This window comes from Prauserella salsuginis, from assembly GCF_024648885.1.
Lineage (GTDB): Bacteria > Actinomycetota > Actinomycetes > Mycobacteriales > Pseudonocardiaceae > Prauserella > Prauserella salsuginis.
Genome location: NZ_JANBBF010000008.1, coordinates 482,328 through 499,265, shown reverse-complemented (window position 1 = coordinate 499,265; position 16,938 = coordinate 482,328). Strand labels below are relative to the sequence as shown.

Genomic DNA, 16,938 nt, shown 5'->3' with positions numbered 1-16,938 from the left:
CGACGCCCGTCCGGTCCACGCCGCGACGGCGGGTCACCGAGGCCCGGGTTCCCGTGCAGGTGTGACCCGTCCGGCGCCGGATCGCGCCGACCGCACAGCCGTTCTCGAGCAGGGCTCCCCTCGCAGGAGCCCTGCTCGAGTTGTGTCGACCCCACTCGACCGGAACCGGCTCCTCGCCAGTGCCCGAAAGCGTCCCGTGGTTGCCGGATCCGGCACCGTCGCGTCGAGCCTGTCCCGTTGGGTGATCGCCGTGGGCCGGAACGAACGCGGGCTGGCGTGAACGCGGGACCGGGCGGATCGCCGCGGGCCGGGGTGCTCGCGGGTTCAGCGGTCGCGGCGGTGCAGCAGCGACCGCGGCAGTACCCGTCGCCGCCACGACAACGGTGCGCAGCGGGCGAGGCTCTCGCGCAGGCCCGCGAGTGCGCGGTCCAGTTCCGGCCGTGGGGAGTCCTCCGGTTGCGCGGAGCCGTGTCCTTCCTCACCGGCACCCGCGGCCGGGCTGTACCACGCCCGCTCCACGGCGGTGACGATCGTCTGCAGCTCGCGGCGGCCGGTGTCGTCGAGTTCGAGCCGGTCGCCGATCGTCTCCGCGGCCTGCCGGAGTGTCGCCGTGGACGGCAGGTCGAGTCCTCGGTCGGTGCATTCGGCCCGTACCTCGCGCCACGCGGCGTCCGGTGACGCCGCTGTCACGCGGGAGACCTCGGCGAGCCGCCGGCGGCGGATCAGCTCCCGGGCGCACGCGGGTCCGAGGAGTCCGGCGACGACGACGAACACGCCGAGTGCAACGGCCCAGTGCACGAGCCACGCGGCCAGCACCAGCGTGACACCCCAGGCGGCGACCACTGCCGAGACCACGGCGACGGGTGCGGCGCGGGTCGTGGCGACGCGTCTGCCCAGCACGGCGACCCCGCCGGTGGTCAGCACCAGCAGGATGCCGGCCAGCCAGCCGGGCCACTGCGGCGGCGGTCCGGCGCCCTCGCCGCGGGCCTGCTGCTCCGGAGCGTCGGCGGGCCGGGACGGTTCCGATGCGGGCGTCGAACTGTCCGGAACCTGCGACGACTCGTCCGGGTCGTCGCGAGCCGGGTTGTCCTCGGTGTCGAGGTAGTCGGGCGTGTATCCGCGGCCGTTGGTGAGCGGGGTGGGGTCGAACGTCACCCAGCCGAGCTCGTCGCCGAAATAGACCTCGACCCACGCGTGGGCGTCCTCCGAGGTGAGCACGCGGGTGCCCTGACCGTCGGTGGTGCCGCGGGTGAACCCGACCGCGACCCGGGACGGCACGTCGAGGGAACGGAGCATGACCGCCATGGCGGAGGCGTACTGCTCGCAGAAGCCGCGTTTGCCGCGCAGGACGAAGTCGGCGAGCGCGTCCGGATCGGACGCCGGTGCGGTCTCGGTGTCGTAGACGAAGCCGTTGGACGGGTCGGTGAAGTACCGCCACACGGCCTGTGCCTTGCCGAACGTCGTCGGCGCGTCGGAGGTGAGGTCCTGTGCGAGGGCACGCACGCGTGGGTCGATCCGGGCGACCTCCCGGTACCGCGGATCGGGTCCGGAGACGGTGCCGGCGGCGCGTAGTTGCTCCCGCGTCGGTTCGGACAGCGACGTCGTCATCGTGTAGGACCGCGGTCTGCGCCTGTCCTCGCTGTACACCGACCCGCTGCCCGGGTCGTAGTACCAGTCGCCCGGAGGCGGATCGAGGTTGCGGATCTTCCCGTAGGTCGGCAGCCAGACGTCGAACCAGTTGACGGGCGTGACCCGGACGGTCCGTGCCTCCCCGGAGACCGTGTCGCCCGGCACCGTCGGCAGCGGACCGTCGGCGGGACGACCCGCAGGCATGCGGCGCCCGTCCGGCAGCCCCCAGCCCTGCCCGGGTATGTACCGGGACAGCGTGAACGCGCGCATCAGCGGCGCGTTGTCGCCGAGGCCGTCTACCTCGAACATCCGGGTGGGGGTGCGGTCGCCGAGCATGCCGCGCAGCGAGGTGAACGGTTCCACGCCGAGTCCGCCGGGGGCCGACTGTCGGTCGGGTTCCGAGCCCGGCAGGCTGCCTTCGGTGCCGACGAAGGTCAGCGTCGCGCCCGCGAGTAGACCCGCTGCGACGGCGGTGGCGACGAGTCCCGACGGAGCGGCCATCGACCCCACACCGGCCCCCGATCCCCGGGCGGGGGCGCCGGTGCGCCACACCCGGTGCCGGTGGCTGCCGTCGACGGCCAGCAGCGCGGCGTACGCGACGACACCGAGCACGAACGTCCACCACGGCAGCAGTTCCGGGGTGAGTGCCGACGGCACGGCGTAGACGCACAACAGGAGGAGACCGGTCGCCGCCGGAGCGGCGGCGGTCACCGCCAGCAGATCGACCACCAGCGCGACGAGCCCGACGGTGATCATGATCAGGCAGCGGATGCCGGCACTGGCCTCGACCGGCGGGAGCCCGGTGCGGATGTCGGCGAAACCGGCTGTCAGCACCTCGTGCAGTTCGCCGAACGCCTGCGGCCCCGGGAACAGGCCGAGCACACCACCGGTGGTGAACGATCCGGTGACGAGCAGGAGCAGCGCCCCCAGTTGGGCGGCGCCGACGAGGAACGGGTGCAGTCGCAGGATGCGCAGCGCGATCCCGGTGACCGCGATGAGCAGCGCCGCCGTCACGATGTCGCCGAACCACGACCAGCCCTGCACGACGCCGGTGAGCGCCGTGGCGACGGCGATCGTCGCGAGCGCCGCCATGAGCGGTCCGACGATGCCGTGCAGGCTCACCCGTGGCCGCCAGCGTGACGGTGCGGTCTCCGGGCCGGGCGGTGGCGGTGCGGTCGGTGCGGGCGCGCTCACCGGGAACCACCCGCCTGCAGCGGGGTGGTCGCCGTGGCGCGGCACAGCTGCGCCCAGATGTCCGCGACGTCCGCGCGCCGGCCTGCGACGACGACGCGCCAGCCCGCGGCCCGCAGCAGCGCGGCCGTGTCGGTGACGGCCGCGGTGGGACCGCCACCGGGCTGCTGCCACGACGCGGTGTCGACCAGCACCGCGAGGCTGGGCGCTCCGCGGGGGCGGGTGTGGGTCAGCTCGGCGATGCCGTGGCCGCCGACGGTGCCGAGCACGGCGATCAGCTCGTGGCCCTGCGCGTGTGCCGGGCCGGAGGAGACGGCGAGGTCGCGTTCGTGGGCGGGCTGCAGGGCGGCCAGCGCGTCGAGGACGACACCGCCGCCCGCCGGGCCCGCACCGTCAGGGAGGTCGGCCAGGACGTCGCCGCGCTCGTCGGCAAGGCGCACGGGGCTGCCGGAACCGCTCAGGTGCACGCACACGCTCGCGGCGAATTCGACGGCCCATTCGAGGCTGCCGTCGGGGTGGCCGACGCCGTGGTGCGCGGCGGCACGGCGGTCGAGCAGGACGGTGGTGCCGCCCCGCCACGGCCGTTCCTCGACGCGCACCATGATCTCGTCGCGGCGCGCGGTGGAGCGCCAGTGCACCTTCCGCATGTCGTCGCCCGTGCGGTACTGGCGCACCATGACGTCCGGGTCACCCTGGCCCGCGTGGTGGCGGTTGCTGCCGCTGTCGACCCCGCCGGTGCCCGCGCCGCCGGGACGGCCGCGCAGCGGGGTGACCCGTGGCACGACCACGACCGGCGACGGCGCCGCGAGATCGCGTTCGACCTCGCAGAGCCCGAACGGATCGGTGATCGTCGCCCGCAGCGCGGCGATGCGGTGGACACCGCGCATGCCGGGCCGGATCGGGTAGCGCAACGTGACGGGGTGGTGGGGGAGCCGTTCCACCACGAACCGTGGCCGCGGGCCGAGCGGGGGCGGCAGGCGGTCTTCGAGCAGGATCTCCCCGGCGGGGAGCCGGCCGGTGCGCCACAGGTCGAGGCACACGTCGCCGTCGCCACCCGCGGGTACGCGCTCGGGGGTGACGGTGCGCCGCGCCCCGATCCGCACCTTGGACGCCGCCGCGAGCGCCGCCGCCAGCAGGGGCAGTGCCACGACGAAGGCCGCGACGCGGAGCAGCCCGCGCTCGTCGAGGACCACGGCGCAGACCGCTGCGGCGACGCCCGCGGCGAGCAGGCAGCGGCCGCGGGTGGTCAGGCCCGACAGCGCGCGTGGCAGGACCCGGCGGCGCGGTCGCACCGCCGGGGGTGCCGTCGCTCGCTCGGACCCGGTGCCGCTCGCGGGCCTGCCGGCAGGTGTCCGCGGAGCCGGATCGCCCGCCGCGTAGCTGGTCATGGTCGGATCCGTGTTCAGTGGCCGTACGGGCCGCCGTGGCCGTCCGGCGCGCCGGGCTGGCCCGCACCGGCACCCGGCCGCGCCGGCTGGCCGCCGTGGCCGTTGGCGGAGTGCGGTACCGGCGGGCGGGCGCCGGCACCGGGTGCTCCGGTGCCGGCCGCCCCACCCGCCGGCGCGCCGCGCTGGGGCACGGGAACCCGCTGCAGGACGGTGTGAATGACGTCCGAGGCGGAGCGGCGTGCGGCGAGTGCCTCGGTCGTGAGGACGAGCCGGTGGGCCAGTACGGGCACGGCGACCGCGTGCAGATCGTCCGGCACGACGAACTCGCGGCCGGCGAGCGCGGCCTGGGCGCGCGCGGCGCGGACCAACTGCAGCGTCGCCCTCGGGGAGGCGCCGAGCCGCAGTTCCGGCAGCTGCCGGGTGGCCGACACCAGGTCGACCGCGTACTGCCGCACCTCGGGCGCGACGTGCAGCTGCTGGACGGCGCGAGCCAGCTGATGCACGGTCTCGCCGTCCGACACCGGCGTGAGGTCTTCGAGCGGGTTGTGGCCCGCGTGCTCGTCGACCATCGCCAGTTCGGCCTGCGGGTCCGGGTAGCCGACCGAGACGCGCGCGGTGAAGCGGTCGCGCTGGGCCTCGGGGAGCGCGTAGGTGCCCTCCATCTCGATCGGGTTCTGCGTGGCGATGACCATGAACGGCGAGTCGAGCGGGTACGTCGTCGTGTCGACGGTGACCTGCCGTTCCTCCATGCACTCCAGCAGCGCGGACTGGGTCTTGGGAGAGGCGCGGTTGATCTCGTCGCCGACGACGATGTTCGCGAACACCGGACCGGGGCGGAACTCGAACGTCGCCTGCTGGCGGTTGTAGATCGACACGCCGGTGACGTCGCTCGGCATGAGGTCGGGGGTGAACTGGATACGGCTCACGGTGCAGTCGATGGACCGGCCCAGCGCCTTGGCGAGGGAGGTCTTGCCGACGCCGGGGACGTCTTCGACGAGCAGGTGCCCCTCGGACAGCAGGGTGACCAGTGCGATGCGGACGACGTCGGGCTTGCCGACCAGCACGCGTTCCACGTTCGCGCCGATGCGCTGTGCCGTGTCGTGCAGGTCGCCGAGGACCGCGTGCGGTGCGGGCGTTCCGGCCGTCGGATACGCGGGGCGGTCACCGAACGTCTCGGTGGTTGCGGCAGTGTGCCCTCTCGACGTCACGCGACCTCCACATTCGTGCATGCGCCCTGCTCCAGACTCCCATGAAGTGTGTCAAACACGGGCGAAACGAGGGGATTCACCCCGCGTGGTGCCTCGGTGACACCGGGCACACGGCCGCAGGCGCACGGCCACCGCGGCCGCGCGAGACGAGTGGCGGGCTGGACACCGGCACACGGTCGCCTAGGATTGCGGGCTGGAACCGTCCGGTTACGGAGAGGCACCTCGCGATGACCAGTGGTACGCCCACCCCCGTCACGGGCCCGGTCGACGTGCCGGCCGGCACCTTCGCCGTGGCGCCGGAGCTGGCCGAGGACGCGTTGCAGCAGATCAATGACCTCCAGGACGTCGTCGGCAGGCTCGTCCGGGAGGCGAAGGTGCTCGGCCGATCGGTGCCGCTCGGCGGTGGCTACGCCGGGGAGATCGGCGAGTTCATGGCCCGCTACGGCATCGACCCCGCGGGCGGGGCCGAACCGGCCTCGGGTGCGGTCTCGGACGCGCTCGTGGCGTTCGGCAGGGAGCTGGCGGATCTGCGATCCCGGATCACCACCGCGCTCGAGCAGTACCGCAGTCAGGACGAGCAGGCCGAGGGCGAGTTGAAGGGCGTCGATTGTCACGGCGGGTGAACCGGTGGTTAGGCCGGCCGCGCGGTACCGGAACGGGTGAGGGTGTACGCAGCGGTGGTGCGGTGAAGCTCCGCGCGGGGCTCGTGGCGGCGCTGTCCGGTGCGGCTCTGCTCGGGGTGTCGGCGTGCGGCGAGGCCGGCGGGGACGCGGCGGCGGGTGCAGGCGGTGCGTCGCCGGACACGCCGGTGGAGACCGGGCCGTCGGGAACGACGGCACCGTCCGCGAGCGCGGTGACGGCCGATCCGGATCCGTGTGCGTGGCTGACGCCCGCCGAGCGGTCGACGGCCGGGCTGACCGTGCCGGGGGAGCGGCGCACCGTCGGCTCGGTCCGCGCCTGCGACTACACCGAGCCGGGTGCCGGCGGCGTCACCGTCACGTTCGACACCACGTCCGCACTGGCCGAGCTGCAGCCGGAGGGGCAGACGACCCCGCTGCAGATCGCGGGGCGCGAGGCGCGGCGCGTCGCCGATCCCGCCGCCGACGACGGCACCTGCACGGTGCTGCTCGCCGCGGGGCCGGCCGCGTCGGTCCACATCGATGTCTCCACGGCGGACTTCCGCGGTACCAGCGAGTCCTGCGACCGTGCGTCGGCCGTGGCGGAGCTGATTGCACCCGATCTTCCCGGGAGGGCCGGATGAGCGAGCCGTCACCCAGCGAGCCGTCCCACGGCGGGTCACCACAGGGCGGTGCGGGCGCCGCCGGGGGAGAGGGCACCGCCGGCCCCGCACTCCCGGAACCGGGAGTGCGGTACGAGTGGTACAGCCACGAGCAGCTCAAGGACATCGTCGACAGCGGCAACGATCCCGAGTCCGCCGGTGAGATCGGCACGGGATGGCGGAGCCTCGGTCGCACGCTGCAGCAGGCGAGCGAGCAACTGGCCGGCACGGCCGCAGCCTCGGAGGAGGCGTGGCAGGGCGAGGCCGGCCAGGCGCTGCGGGCGGCGCTGGGCCGGGCCACCGCCTGGGCAGGACAGGCCGCGGCGACCGCCGGCACGCTGGGCGATGCCGTGTCGGCGCAGACGGGTGCGTCGGCGCACGCGCGGTCGGCGATGCCGGATCCGGTCTCGTACGACCCGGGCGCGATGATCCGTGACGCCATGGGCACCGGCGACCTGGCCGCCCTGGCCGGTCTGACCGACGTGATGGCGGAGCGTCGCGCCGAGGCCGAGGAGGCGCGGCGCCGGGCCATCGACGTGCTGCACGCGCGTGATCTCGCGCTGCGCGACGCGGCGCGGGTGCCCTCGTTCACGGTGCCGCCGTCGCTGAGCGGCCCGGCATGATCCGCCTCTCGGCATCGGCGTTCGACGTGCTCTGGTCGGACCTGGAACTCGGCGCGCCGCCGTCCGTGCTCGCCGTGCCGAGCGTGGGCCGCACCGAGGACGAACGCGCGAGCATCCGCCGAGATGTCTACGCCAACCTCGCCGACCGCGGTCTGTACCCCGGCGAACTGGACGAGGCGCTGCGCGGCCGGCTGGCCGGCATCGCTGCGGCGGCTGCGACGATCGAGTGCGAAGTGCTGTTCGACGCGGCCGACCCCGAACCACTCCGCGGACTGGTTGCGCAACTGCCCGACGGCAGGGGAGTGCTGGCCGTCCAGCCGAACCGCACCATCGGTCTCGACGCCGTTGCACGCGACCGCGCCTGTGCAGAGGCGGCGGCGATCCTGCCCGATGTCGAGGGCGGGCCAGGACACGGCGTGAGCCTGCCGTCGGCCACCCTCGACACGGCCGCCGATCCGGTCTACGAGGGCGGCACCGGTTCGCGCGCCCACGACCGCCAGGTGCGCGAGGTGCTGGCCATCCAGGCACGACCGGTGCTGTCGGCAGGACAGTTCTCCGTGTACCGCCGCGAGGCGACCCGGCTCGTCAGGCAGGGTGGCATCAGCTGGTTCCTCACCGACGTGGGCGCTTACACGGCCGTCGTCCGGCCCGGCCCCGCCGGCGATCCCTGGCTGACGGTGGCGCCCGCCGGCCGTGAGCGCGTGGCGGCCCGTCTCGCCGACCTCCTCGCAGGGGAACAGACCACCGTCGCCGGGTCCCCTGCGGCACCCGGCCGCCGCTGACGGCGTTCGCGCCCACGGCCGCCCGCCCCGGACGCCGGCGACCATGGTTCCCCACCCCGCTCCCCACCGGTGGTCCCATCCACTCCGGGGGCTCCCCACGGTGCTCCCCACTTCGGGGACGACGGTTCCCCACTGTCACCCACCGGACCTGCCGAACGGCGAATTTCGCCCGCGAATCGGGCATAGCGGGCGTCTTGCGGGCGTCGGGAGGTCGACTACATCCCCCGGGGCGGCGATCTTCCCCCACCGTCCCCCACTGTAGAACCACGGCTGTGACCTGGGTGAACGCCACTGGTTCGATCCTGTTTCCCGGCTTTTCACGTTGACTGTGGGGAGAAGTGGGGTACGGTGGTGAGCAGTGGGGCGGAAGGGAGCTCCGTGGTCGATGCCGGCGGGTCCGACGGGACGGATTGCGGGCTCGGCAGGGGAGGTGGAGGCCGATGTTCCTCGGCACTCACACCCCGAAGCTGGACGACAAGGGGCGGTTGACGCTGCCCTCGAAGTTCCGGGAAGCGTTGGCTGGGGGTCTGATGATCACCAAAGGTCAGGACCACTGCCTCTACGTCTTCCCGCGAGCGGAGTTCGAACAGATGGCCAGGAAGGTCGCGGAGGCCCCGTTCACGAACGAATCGGTGCGGGCCTACCAGCGGTACCTGTTCGCGGGAACCGACGAACAGCGACCGGACAGCCAGGGTCGGATTCCGATCGCACCCGAGTTGCGGCGCTATGCCGGGCTCAACAAGGAATGCGTGGTGATCGGGGCGATCACCAGGCTGGAGATCTGGGATTCCGAGGCGTGGCAGTCCTATCTGGACGAGAACGAGGACAACTACGCCAAGGCGCAGGAGGAGATCCTGCCCGGTGTCTTCTGACGCGGGAAACCGGAGATCCGGTCATGGCGTGCTTCCCGAGTTGTCGGGGACGCGGGAAGCAACGAACGGACGACGTGGGCGCGGATGCCCTCAGGCTGCGGCCCTGATGCACCTTCCCCGGTATCAGGCCCGCAACCTGTAGGCATCCGCCCCGCGTCGGGGAGGACAGTCCCGGTGGGGCGGGACGGAAGGGGGCGCAGTGACCAGTGACTCCGCGCACCTGCCCGTGCTGCTGGACCGGGTCACCGCGCTGCTGACTCCCGCGGTGGCCGACCGCGACGCCGTTCTGGTCGACACGACACTCGGTCTCGGCGGCCACGCCGACGCCCTGCTGGCGGCACATCCACGGTTGCGGCTCATCGGTCTGGACCGGGACCCGAACGCACTCGAGCGCGCCCGGCAGCGGCTGGCGCGCCACGGGGACCGTGTCGAGTACGTCCACGCCGTGTACGACGCGCTGCCCGACGTCCTCGACGAGTTCGGCCTGTCGCATGTGGACGGCGTGCTCATGGACCTGGGTGTCTCGTCGATGCAACTCGACGTCGCCGACCGTGGCTTCGCCTACGCTCAGGACGCTCCACTGGACATGCGCATGGACCAGACCACGGGTCTGCGTGCGGCCGATGTGCTCAACACGTACTCGGTCCCGGAGCTGTCCCGCATCCTGCGCGAGTACGGCGAGGAACGGTTCGCCCAGCGGATCGCCAAGGCGATCGTCGCCGAACGGGAGTCCGAGCCCTTCGACCGCAGTGAGCGGCTCGTCCGGTTGCTCTACGACGTCGTGCCCGCCGCCAGCAGGCGCACCGGCGGGCATCCGGCGAAGCGGACGTTCCAGGCCCTGCGTATCGAGGTGAACCAGGAGCTGGACGTGCTGCGTACCGCCGTGCCGGCCGCGCTCGACGCGCTCGGCGAAGGCGGTCGCATCGTCGTCGAGGCCTACCACTCGCTCGAGGACCGCATCGTCAAGCGGACCCTCGCCGACCGTGCCGCCTCGCGGACCCCGGAGGGACTGCCCGTCGAGCTTCCCGGCCACGGCCCCGAGTTCCGCCTGCTCACCCGCGGTGCCGAGAAGGCGGGCGAGCAGGAGATCGAGCACAACCCGCGTGCGGCGTCGGTACGTCTGCGCGCGGCCGAGCGGATTGGAGCGGCTGCCTCATGACTGCACCCGCACGTCCTCGTTCCCAGCCGGTCGAGCGGCCGCGGCAGAGTCCGCGGCGTGGCACGAGGCAGGCACCGGCTTCCGCTCCCGCGACCGGCTCGCCGCGCCGCCGCAGCTCTGCGGCAGAGCGCGCCTACGCTCGCCGGGCGCAGCGCGTCGAGGCGCTGCAGCGGCAGACCGAACGCAGCGAGACGCCCGAGCCGCGCAGGCTGCGCCTGCAGCTCCGGTGGCCGCGGTCCCGGGCGTCGTTCGTGCTGATGCTCATGGCGTTGATGGCCGTGGGAGTGGCGACGACGCTGTGGCTCTCGACCCAGGCGATCTCCGATTCGTACCGGCTCGAACAACTCCGCCAGAACAACGACTCGCTGGCCGAACGGTCCGAGGAACTCCAGCGTGCGGTCGCGTCGGCCGGTGCGCCGGCACAGCTCGCCGAACGGGCCGAGGCGCTTGGCATGGTCCCGGGCGGCGATCCGGCGCGGCTCGTCGTGGCCACCGACGGCGCGGTGCGCGTGGTCGGCGAGCCGAAGCGCGCGAACGGGCCCGCGCCGCAACAGCCCGCCGAGCACGGGAACGACGGCCGGGCCGCCGACGGTGGTGGCGGCCGGGATGGCGGCAACGCAGCCGACAACGACTCGCAGGGGAACGACTCGCGGGGGAACGACGCACGGGGCGGCGACGAACCGGACGACGACGCACCGGACGACGACGCACCGGACGGGCAACGCGGGCAGCAGCGTGACCAGCAGGCCGGAGCCGACACGCGCGGTGACCGCGGCAGTGGCGACGACAGCTCCCGCAGCGGTGACACTGGGGACGCCGGCGCCGATGACCGGGCTGCCGAGTCCGACGGCCAGGAGACGGCCGACTGACTCCCCGCCCGTCGGCGCGGGCGGGGAGAGTGTGAGTGATCCGGAGGGGACCGATGCGACCGAAACGACCGGCTGGTGCGGGGGGCGCGAGCGGTAAGGCGCCGTCGCGGGGGCGCGGCCCGGTGGGACGGACGTACTCGGCGAAGGCTCGTCGCGCCGGGCAGGCCCCGGCCGACCGTGGTACGCGGAGCCGGTTCGTGGCGGGCCGGATCGCGCTCGCCGTGGTGCTCGTCGCCACCGGCGTCAAACTCGTCCACGTGCAGGGATTCCAGGCGGAGGCGTTGTCGGCGCGCGCCGAGCAGCAGCGCACCACCACGATCGACATCCCGGCCCAGCGCGGTTCCATTGTGGACCGCAACGGCGCGAAACTCGCGTTCAGCGTCGAGACGAGGACCCTGTGGGCGAACCTGCGGCTGATGCGCAAGAACTGGTCCGAGGCCGAGAAGAAGAACCCGGACTCGGACGAGAGCTTCGACACGCGGGTCGCCGAGATCGCGAAGTTCATCGCGCAGCAGGTGCCGGACAAGACGACCGAGTCCGAGCTGCTCGAGAAGTTCCGCGACAAGGACTCGAGCTTCACCTATCTCGTCGACGACGTGAAGCCGTCGGTCGCCGACGAGATCCAGGAGAAGTTCCCGGAGATCGGCTACGAGAAGCGCGCCCGCAGGGAGTATCCGGCAGGGAAAATCGGGTCGAACATCGTCGGCTTCGCCAACTGGCGGATGGAGGAGCCGGACCAGTCCAAACACAACATCGAAGGGCTCGCCGGACTGGAGAGCGCGCACAACAGCGTGCTGACGGGTGAGCCGGGCCGGCAGGTCGTGGACACGGCGCAGGGCACCGACGTGGTGATCCCGGGTACGGAGCGGGAGGTGCAACCGGCGGTTCCCGGGTCCGACCTCGAACTGACCCTCGACTCCGACGTGCAGTACAACCTGCAGCGGATGCTGTCGGACTACGTCGCGAAATCGCGCGCCGACGGCGGCAGCGCAGTGGTGCTGGATTCGAAGACCGGCGAGATCTACGGGTTGACGAGCGAGCAGACCCTCGACCCGGACAACCTCGACCCGGACCTCATGACGGAGGAGGCTGTCACGCAGCCGTTCGAACCGGGCTCGGTGAACAAGCTCGTCACGGCGGCGGGGGCGATCGAGGACGGTGTCACCGGCCCCCGGGACGTCCACCGGGTCCCCGGTTCGATGAAGGTCGCCGACCACACGGTGCGCGACGCGTGGGAACACGGCACGCAGCCGTTCACCACCACCGGCATCTTCGCCAAGTCGTCGAACGTCGGCACGCTGATGCTCGCCCAGGAGCTCGGCCCCGACCGGTACATGGACCTGATGAAGAAGTTCGGTCTCGGCCAGCGCACCGGCGCCGGCCTGCCGGGCGAGAGCCCCGGCTACATTCCGCCGCGCAACCAGTGGTCGGGCACCACGTTCGGCAACCTGCCGATCGGCCAGGGTCTGTCGATGACGGTGCTGCAGATGGCGGGGATGTACCAGGCGATCGCGAACGACGGCGTGCGCGTCCAACCGCGGGTCGTCGCCGCGACCCGCACGCCCGACGGCAGGCGCGTCGCCGAATCGAAGCCGGAGCGCACGCGCGTCGTGAGTGCGAAGACCGCCCGCGAGGTGCGCAACATGCTGCGGGCGACGACGCAGGACGGCGACCTCTACGACAGCGGCACGGCGCCGCAGGCCGCGATCGAGGGGTACCAGATCTCGGGCAAGACCGGCACGGGTCAGCAGGTCGACCCGAAGACGGGTGCCTACAGCAACGAGCTCTACAACATCACGTTCACCGGGATTCTGCCCGCCGACGACCCCCGTTTCGTCGTCGGCATCCGGCTCGACGCTCCGGACACGACGCTGCCCGCGGGCAGCTCGGCCGCGCCGCTGTTCAAGCAGATCTCGTCCTACCTGGCGCAGCGGTACGAGATCCCGCTGTCGGACAAGCAGGCGCCGGTCGTGCCGCTGATTCGGCGGCAGTGACCGTCGGCGGTGGCCCGCGGCCGTCGCGGTCCGAGACACCCCGGAGGGGCGGCCACGGGTCGCGGTGGCGGTGCCCCTTCCGGGAGCACCGCTGATCCGGACGTGGCGGCACGGCCCGAGAGTGGCGGCAGGACCCCGGGGACGGTGATGTCCGCAGCGGACGGTGATGATCGCGTCTGCGACGTCGGCGTGGCCGGGATCGTGCGGCGGCCGGGGACCGTGTGCGGCGACCGCGGACGGACGGCAGGCGGTGCCGGACCCGCCGGGTGGGGCGGGAGGAGGCACACATGTGGGAGGGGTGCTCACCGCGCGGTGAGCACCCCTCCCACGTGGAACCGGCCGCTGACCTACTTGGCGTACAGCGAGTCGATGTCGCCCGCGTAGTTCTTGCTGACGACATTGCGCTTGAGCTTCATGCTCGGCGTGACCTCGCCGCCCGCCTCGGTGAAGTCCCGCGGCAGGATGCTGAACTTCTTGACAGCCTCGGCGTGTGAGACGAGCTTGTTCGCCTCGTCCACGGCGGCCTGCACGTCCGCACGCAGCTTCTCGTCCCCGGCCAGGTCGGCCACGGTGGCGTCGGCGGGCTTGCCGTTCTGCTCCTTCCACGTCGGGAAGAACTCCTCGTCGATGGTCACCAGCGCGCCGATGAACGGACGCTGGTCGCCGACCACCATCGCCTGGCTGATCAACGGGTGCGCCTTGAGCGCGTCCTCCATCGTCGACGGGGCGACGTTCTTGCCGCCCGCCGTCACGATGATCTCCTTCTTCCTGCCGGTGATCTTGACGAAGCCCTCGTCGTCGACCTCGCCCAGATCGCCGGTGTGGAACCAGCCGTCCTCGAGGGACTCGGCGGTGGCCTGTTCGTTGCGCCAGTACTCGCCGAACACCACACCACCGGAGAGCATGAGCTCACCGTCCTCGGCCACGCGCACGGAGGTGCCCGCGACCGGCCTGCCGACGGTGCCGACCTTGAAGGCATCGCGCGTGTTGACGCATGCGGCGGCGGTGGTCTCGGTCAGGCCGTAGCCTTCGAACACCGGCACCCCGATACCGCGGAAGAAGTGCGCGAGGCGCGTGCCCAGCGGGGCGCCGCCCGACACGGCCGCGATGCACCGCCCGCCCAGTGCCGCGTGCAGCTTGCTGTAGACGAGCTTGGCGAACACCGCGTGCTTGAGCTTGAGGCCCAGGCCGACCTTGCCGGCGTCGGTGGCCTGGCTGTAGGCGATCGCGGTCGCCTCGGCCGCGTCGAAGATCTTGCCCTTGCCCGCGGCGTGTGCCTTGAGCTTGGCCGAGTTGTAGACCTTCTCGAACACGCGCGGCACGGCGACCACGAACGTCGGCCGGAAGGCGCCGAGGTCGGAGACCAGATCCGTGGTGTCGGTGTGGCCGAGCGTGACGCGGGAGGTGAACGCGGTGATGGCGATGGCGCGCGCCAGGATGTGGGCGAGCGGCAGGAACAGCAGCAGCGAGTTGCCGGACTCCATCAGATCCGGGAACGCGTCGATGTCGGCCCGCACCTCGGAGAGCAGGTTCCGGTGGGTGAGGGTGACGCCCTTCGGCCTGCCCGTCGTGCCGGACGTGTAGCAGATCGTGGCGACGTCGTCGGCCCCCACGGAGCGGCGGCGGGTGTGGACGTCGTCGTCGGCGCGGTCGGCGCCGAGCGCGGTCAGCGCCTCGACCGCGGGGTCGCCGCCGTCGATCTGCCAGGCGTGGGCCAGCTCGGGCAGCCGGTCGCGGACCTCGCCGAGGGCGGCGGTGTGCTCGTCGGTCTCGACGATGACCGCCTTGGCGCCCGAGTCGGACAGGATCCAGTGGACCTGCTCGGCCGAGGACGTCTCGTAGATGGGCACGGTGACGCCGCCCGCGGCCCAGATCGCGAAGTCGAACAGGGTCCACTCGTAGCGGGTCTTCGACATCAGGCCGACCCGGTCGCCGCGCTCGATACCGGCGGCGATGAGGCCCTTGGCGGCGGAGAGCACTTCGGCGGCGAAGGTGCGCGCGGTGACGTCGCGCCACGACCCGTCGATCAGTCGACGGAAGCTCACGGTGTCGCCGAACCGCTCGGCGTTGGCCCAGACGACGTCGGAGGCGTTCTCGTCGTCGGCGATGGGCCGTAGTGCTGGGGCGCTGTATTCGCGCACGTCAACCTCCGCAGTGGGATTCCAAACAACGTTGTTACTCGCCGGTCAACTTAGCCGGTGCCGGTGCCGTTCACCATGGGTGGGTGTGCGCGTGTTGTGAGGCGCATACCATCTCGCAACCGTGACCGGATCCGAATCCGAGCCTGCGCTCGACATCGTCGACGAGACCTTCCTGACCGTGCCCCCGAGCACACTCGCCGCGGTCTTCGCGGACCCGGCGGCGTGGCGGCGGTACTGGCCCGACCTGGTCTTGGAAGTCTATACCGACCGCGGCGATCAGGGCTTGCGCTGGACCGTGCGGGGCGCGCTGGTCGGCACGATGGAGGTGTGGCTGGAACCCGTGCTCGACGGCACCCTGCTGCACTATTTCCTGCGCGCTACCCCCGTCACGGGTGAGGGCCAGCGCCTCTCCGGTGCGCTCCTGCGGCGCGAATTCGACCGACGGGCGCGTGCGGCGAAGGCGATCGCGCTGGACCTGAAGGTGACGCTGGAGGACGGCCGCGCCGCCGGGATGCCGCCGCCGGCGGCGGTAGAATGATCACGTGCGGGTTCATGTGGTCTCCGACGTGCACGGCAACGCCGAGGCGCTGGCGCGCGCCGGGGACGGTGCCGATGCGCTCGTCGTGCTCGGTGACCTGATCGATTTTGTCGACTACCACGAGCACGGTGGCGGCATCCTCGGTTCGCTGTTCGGCGCCGAGCACGTCGCCACCTTCGCCACGCTGCGCCGCGAAGGCCGCAGGCGGGAGATGGTCGAGCTGTCGAAACGGCTGTGGGGAAGCCTGGACGACCCGCGGTCGGCGGTCGACGAGGCCGTGCGCGAGCAGTACACGCGACTGTTCGGCGTGCTGTCAGCGCCGACCTATGCGATCCCCGGCAACGTGGACGCCCCCGCGCTGTGGCCGGAGTTCGAGGCGCCCGGCCTGCACTTCGTCGACGGTGACGTCTGCGACATCGGCGGGCTCCGGTTCGGGTTCGTCGGGGGTGCGGTGCTGCCGGTGGGTGCGGCCCCGCGGCGCGACCAGGCGTGGCGGCCCTACCTGCGCACGCGTGAGGAGTTCGACAAGGCCGTCGCCGGGTTGACCGGCGTGGACGTGCTGTGCAGTCACATCCCGCCCGCGCTGCCGGAACTGACCTACGACGTCGTCGCGCGGCGGGGTGAGCTCGGCTCGGAGGCGCTTGCCGACCTGATCGTGCGGGAGCGGCCCCGGTGGTCGCTGTTCGGCCACGTTCACCAGCCGCTGGCCGCTGCGAAGCGGGTCGGGGTGACCGAATGCCGCAACGTGGGACATTTCAAGCGCGACCCGCGGCCCTACGTGCTGCGATGGTGAAACACCGGACCGCTACGCTCTAGCGCCATGGCCGACCAGTCCACGCAGTCCATCGAGGTCGATGCCCCTCCGGAGCAGATCATGGCCGTCATCGCCGATCTGCCTGCCTATCCGGAGTGGGCCAAGGCGGTGCAGCAGACCGAGGTGCTGGGCACCGACGAACGGGGCCGGGCCACGCAGGTGCGGTTCACGCTCGACTCGGGCCCGGTCAAGGACGTCTACACGCTCGAGTACGACTGGGCCGACGACGGGTTGTCGGTGAGCTGGCATCTGGTGAAAGGCCAGATGCAGAAGACCCAGAACGGCAGGTACGAGCTCGAACCGCTCGGCGGTGACCGCACCAAGGTCACGTACACGCTGGCCGTGGAGCTGGCGCTGCCGATGATCGGAATGCTGCGGCGCAAGGCCGAGAAAATGATCATGGACACTGCTCTGAAGGAACTGAAGAAGCGCGTCGAGGCCGAGGGCTAAC

Annotated in this window: 15 protein-coding genes; 11 read left to right on the top strand and 4 right to left on the bottom strand. The window is 72.2% G+C overall.

Annotated elements, in window-relative coordinates:
- Positions 1-324: 324 nt before the first annotated feature.
- The 3 genes from LY40_RS03765 to LY40_RS03755 form a co-directional block, all read right to left on the bottom strand.
- Positions 325-2,823 carry a transglutaminase TgpA family protein gene (locus tag LY40_RS03765; protein ID WP_258935936.1) on the bottom strand — a complete coding sequence of 833 codons (2,499 nt, stop codon included), beginning with the start codon at positions 2,821-2,823 and terminating at the stop codon, positions 325-327.
- On the bottom strand, positions 2,820-4,091 hold the full coding sequence (locus LY40_RS03760) for a DUF58 domain-containing protein (RefSeq protein WP_183786417.1): 1,272 nt from the start codon (positions 4,089-4,091) through the stop codon (positions 2,820-2,822). The genes LY40_RS03765 and LY40_RS03760 overlap by 4 nt, the downstream gene beginning before the upstream one ends.
- 131 nt (positions 4,092-4,222) lie before the next feature.
- The gene (locus tag LY40_RS03755; RefSeq protein WP_258935935.1) at positions 4,223-5,416 is read right to left on the bottom strand and encodes an AAA family ATPase; all 1,194 of its coding nucleotides are present in this window, start codon (positions 5,414-5,416) and stop codon (positions 4,223-4,225) included.
- A 227-nt stretch (positions 5,417-5,643) separates the two neighbouring features.
- Here LY40_RS03755 and LY40_RS03750 point away from each other — a divergent pair, with 227 nt between their 5' ends.
- The 8 genes from LY40_RS03750 to LY40_RS03715 all read left to right on the top strand — a co-directional run bounded on the left by LY40_RS03750 (position 5,644) and on the right by LY40_RS03715 (position 12,994).
- Positions 5,644-6,039 carry a hypothetical protein gene (locus LY40_RS03750; RefSeq protein ID WP_183786197.1) on the top strand — a complete coding sequence of 132 codons (396 nt, stop codon included), beginning with the start codon at positions 5,644-5,646 and terminating at the stop codon, positions 6,037-6,039.
- 62 nt (positions 6,040-6,101) lie between these two features.
- Positions 6,102-6,677 carry a DUF3558 family protein gene (locus tag LY40_RS03745; RefSeq protein WP_258935934.1) on the top strand — a complete coding sequence of 192 codons (576 nt, stop codon included), beginning with the start codon at positions 6,102-6,104 and terminating at the stop codon, positions 6,675-6,677.
- On the top strand, positions 6,674-7,318 hold the full coding sequence (locus LY40_RS03740) for a PE-PGRS family protein (RefSeq protein WP_183786195.1): 645 nt from the start codon (positions 6,674-6,676) through the stop codon (positions 7,316-7,318). Before LY40_RS03745 ends, LY40_RS03740 begins: the two co-directional genes overlap by 4 nt.
- A complete protein-coding gene (locus LY40_RS03735) occupies positions 7,315-8,100 on the top strand; it encodes an ESX secretion-associated protein EspG (RefSeq protein ID WP_258935933.1) in 786 nt (261 codons plus the stop codon). Before LY40_RS03740 ends, LY40_RS03735 begins: the two co-directional genes overlap by 4 nt.
- A 440-nt stretch (positions 8,101-8,540) precedes the next feature.
- Positions 8,541-8,972, top strand: a complete 432-nt coding sequence (gene mraZ, locus LY40_RS03730) for a division/cell wall cluster transcriptional repressor MraZ (RefSeq protein WP_183652950.1) — start codon at positions 8,541-8,543, stop codon at positions 8,970-8,972.
- Positions 8,973-9,171: 199 nt separating this feature from the next.
- Positions 9,172-10,131, top strand: a complete 960-nt coding sequence (rsmH, locus tag LY40_RS03725; protein ID WP_183786191.1) for a 16S rRNA (cytosine(1402)-N(4))-methyltransferase RsmH — start codon at positions 9,172-9,174, stop codon at positions 10,129-10,131.
- Positions 10,128-11,000 carry a cell division protein FtsL gene (gene ftsL / locus LY40_RS26475; RefSeq protein WP_372497674.1) on the top strand — a complete coding sequence of 291 codons (873 nt, stop codon included), beginning with the start codon at positions 10,128-10,130 and terminating at the stop codon, positions 10,998-11,000. Before rsmH ends, ftsL begins: the two co-directional genes overlap by 4 nt.
- A gap of 53 nt (positions 11,001-11,053) precedes the next feature.
- The gene (locus LY40_RS03715; RefSeq protein ID WP_258935932.1) at positions 11,054-12,994 is read left to right on the top strand and encodes a peptidoglycan D,D-transpeptidase FtsI family protein; all 1,941 of its coding nucleotides are present in this window, start codon (positions 11,054-11,056) and stop codon (positions 12,992-12,994) included.
- A gap of 347 nt (positions 12,995-13,341) precedes the next feature.
- On the opposite strand, the gene LY40_RS03710 is transcribed toward LY40_RS03715, so the two are convergent.
- The gene (locus tag LY40_RS03710) at positions 13,342-15,135 is read right to left on the bottom strand and encodes an AMP-dependent synthetase/ligase (protein WP_183786184.1); all 1,794 of its coding nucleotides are present in this window, start codon (positions 15,133-15,135) and stop codon (positions 13,342-13,344) included.
- Positions 15,136-15,256: 121 nt separating this feature from the next.
- Between LY40_RS03710 and LY40_RS03705 the strand changes: the two genes are divergently transcribed.
- The 3 genes from LY40_RS03705 to LY40_RS03695 are packed head-to-tail and all read left to right on the top strand — an operon-like array spanning position 15,257 to position 16,937.
- Positions 15,257-15,673, top strand: a complete 417-nt coding sequence (locus tag LY40_RS03705) for a polyketide cyclase / dehydrase and lipid transport (RefSeq protein WP_183786182.1) — start codon at positions 15,257-15,259, stop codon at positions 15,671-15,673.
- 4 nt (positions 15,674-15,677) lie between these two features.
- On the top strand, positions 15,678-16,466 hold the full coding sequence (locus LY40_RS03700; RefSeq protein WP_258935931.1) for a metallophosphoesterase family protein: 789 nt from the start codon (positions 15,678-15,680) through the stop codon (positions 16,464-16,466).
- Positions 16,467-16,493: 27 nt separating this feature from the next.
- Complete coding sequence (locus LY40_RS03695) at positions 16,494-16,937, top strand: SRPBCC family protein (protein WP_258935930.1); 444 nt, start codon at positions 16,494-16,496, stop codon at positions 16,935-16,937.
- Position 16,938 lies beyond the last annotated feature (1 nt).

Bases quoted from the DNA above. Each gene is read 5' to 3' on its own strand.
- LY40_RS03750 (WP_183786197.1), top strand. From the start codon at position 5,644: ATGACCAGTGGTACGCCCACCCCCGTCACGGGCCCGGTCGACGTGCCG.
- LY40_RS03740 (WP_183786195.1), top strand. From the start codon at position 6,674: ATGAGCGAGCCGTCACCCAGCGAGCCGTCCCACGGCGGGTCACCACAG.
- LY40_RS03735 (WP_258935933.1), top strand. From the start codon at position 7,315: ATGATCCGCCTCTCGGCATCGGCGTTCGACGTGCTCTGGTCGGACCTG.
- mraZ (WP_183652950.1), top strand. From the start codon at position 8,541: ATGTTCCTCGGCACTCACACCCCGAAGCTGGACGACAAGGGGCGGTTG.
- ftsL (WP_372497674.1), top strand. From the start codon at position 10,128: ATGACTGCACCCGCACGTCCTCGTTCCCAGCCGGTCGAGCGGCCGCGG.
- LY40_RS03715 (WP_258935932.1), top strand. From the start codon at position 11,054: ATGCGACCGAAACGACCGGCTGGTGCGGGGGGCGCGAGCGGTAAGGCG.
- LY40_RS03695 (WP_258935930.1), top strand. From the start codon at position 16,494: ATGGCCGACCAGTCCACGCAGTCCATCGAGGTCGATGCCCCTCCGGAG.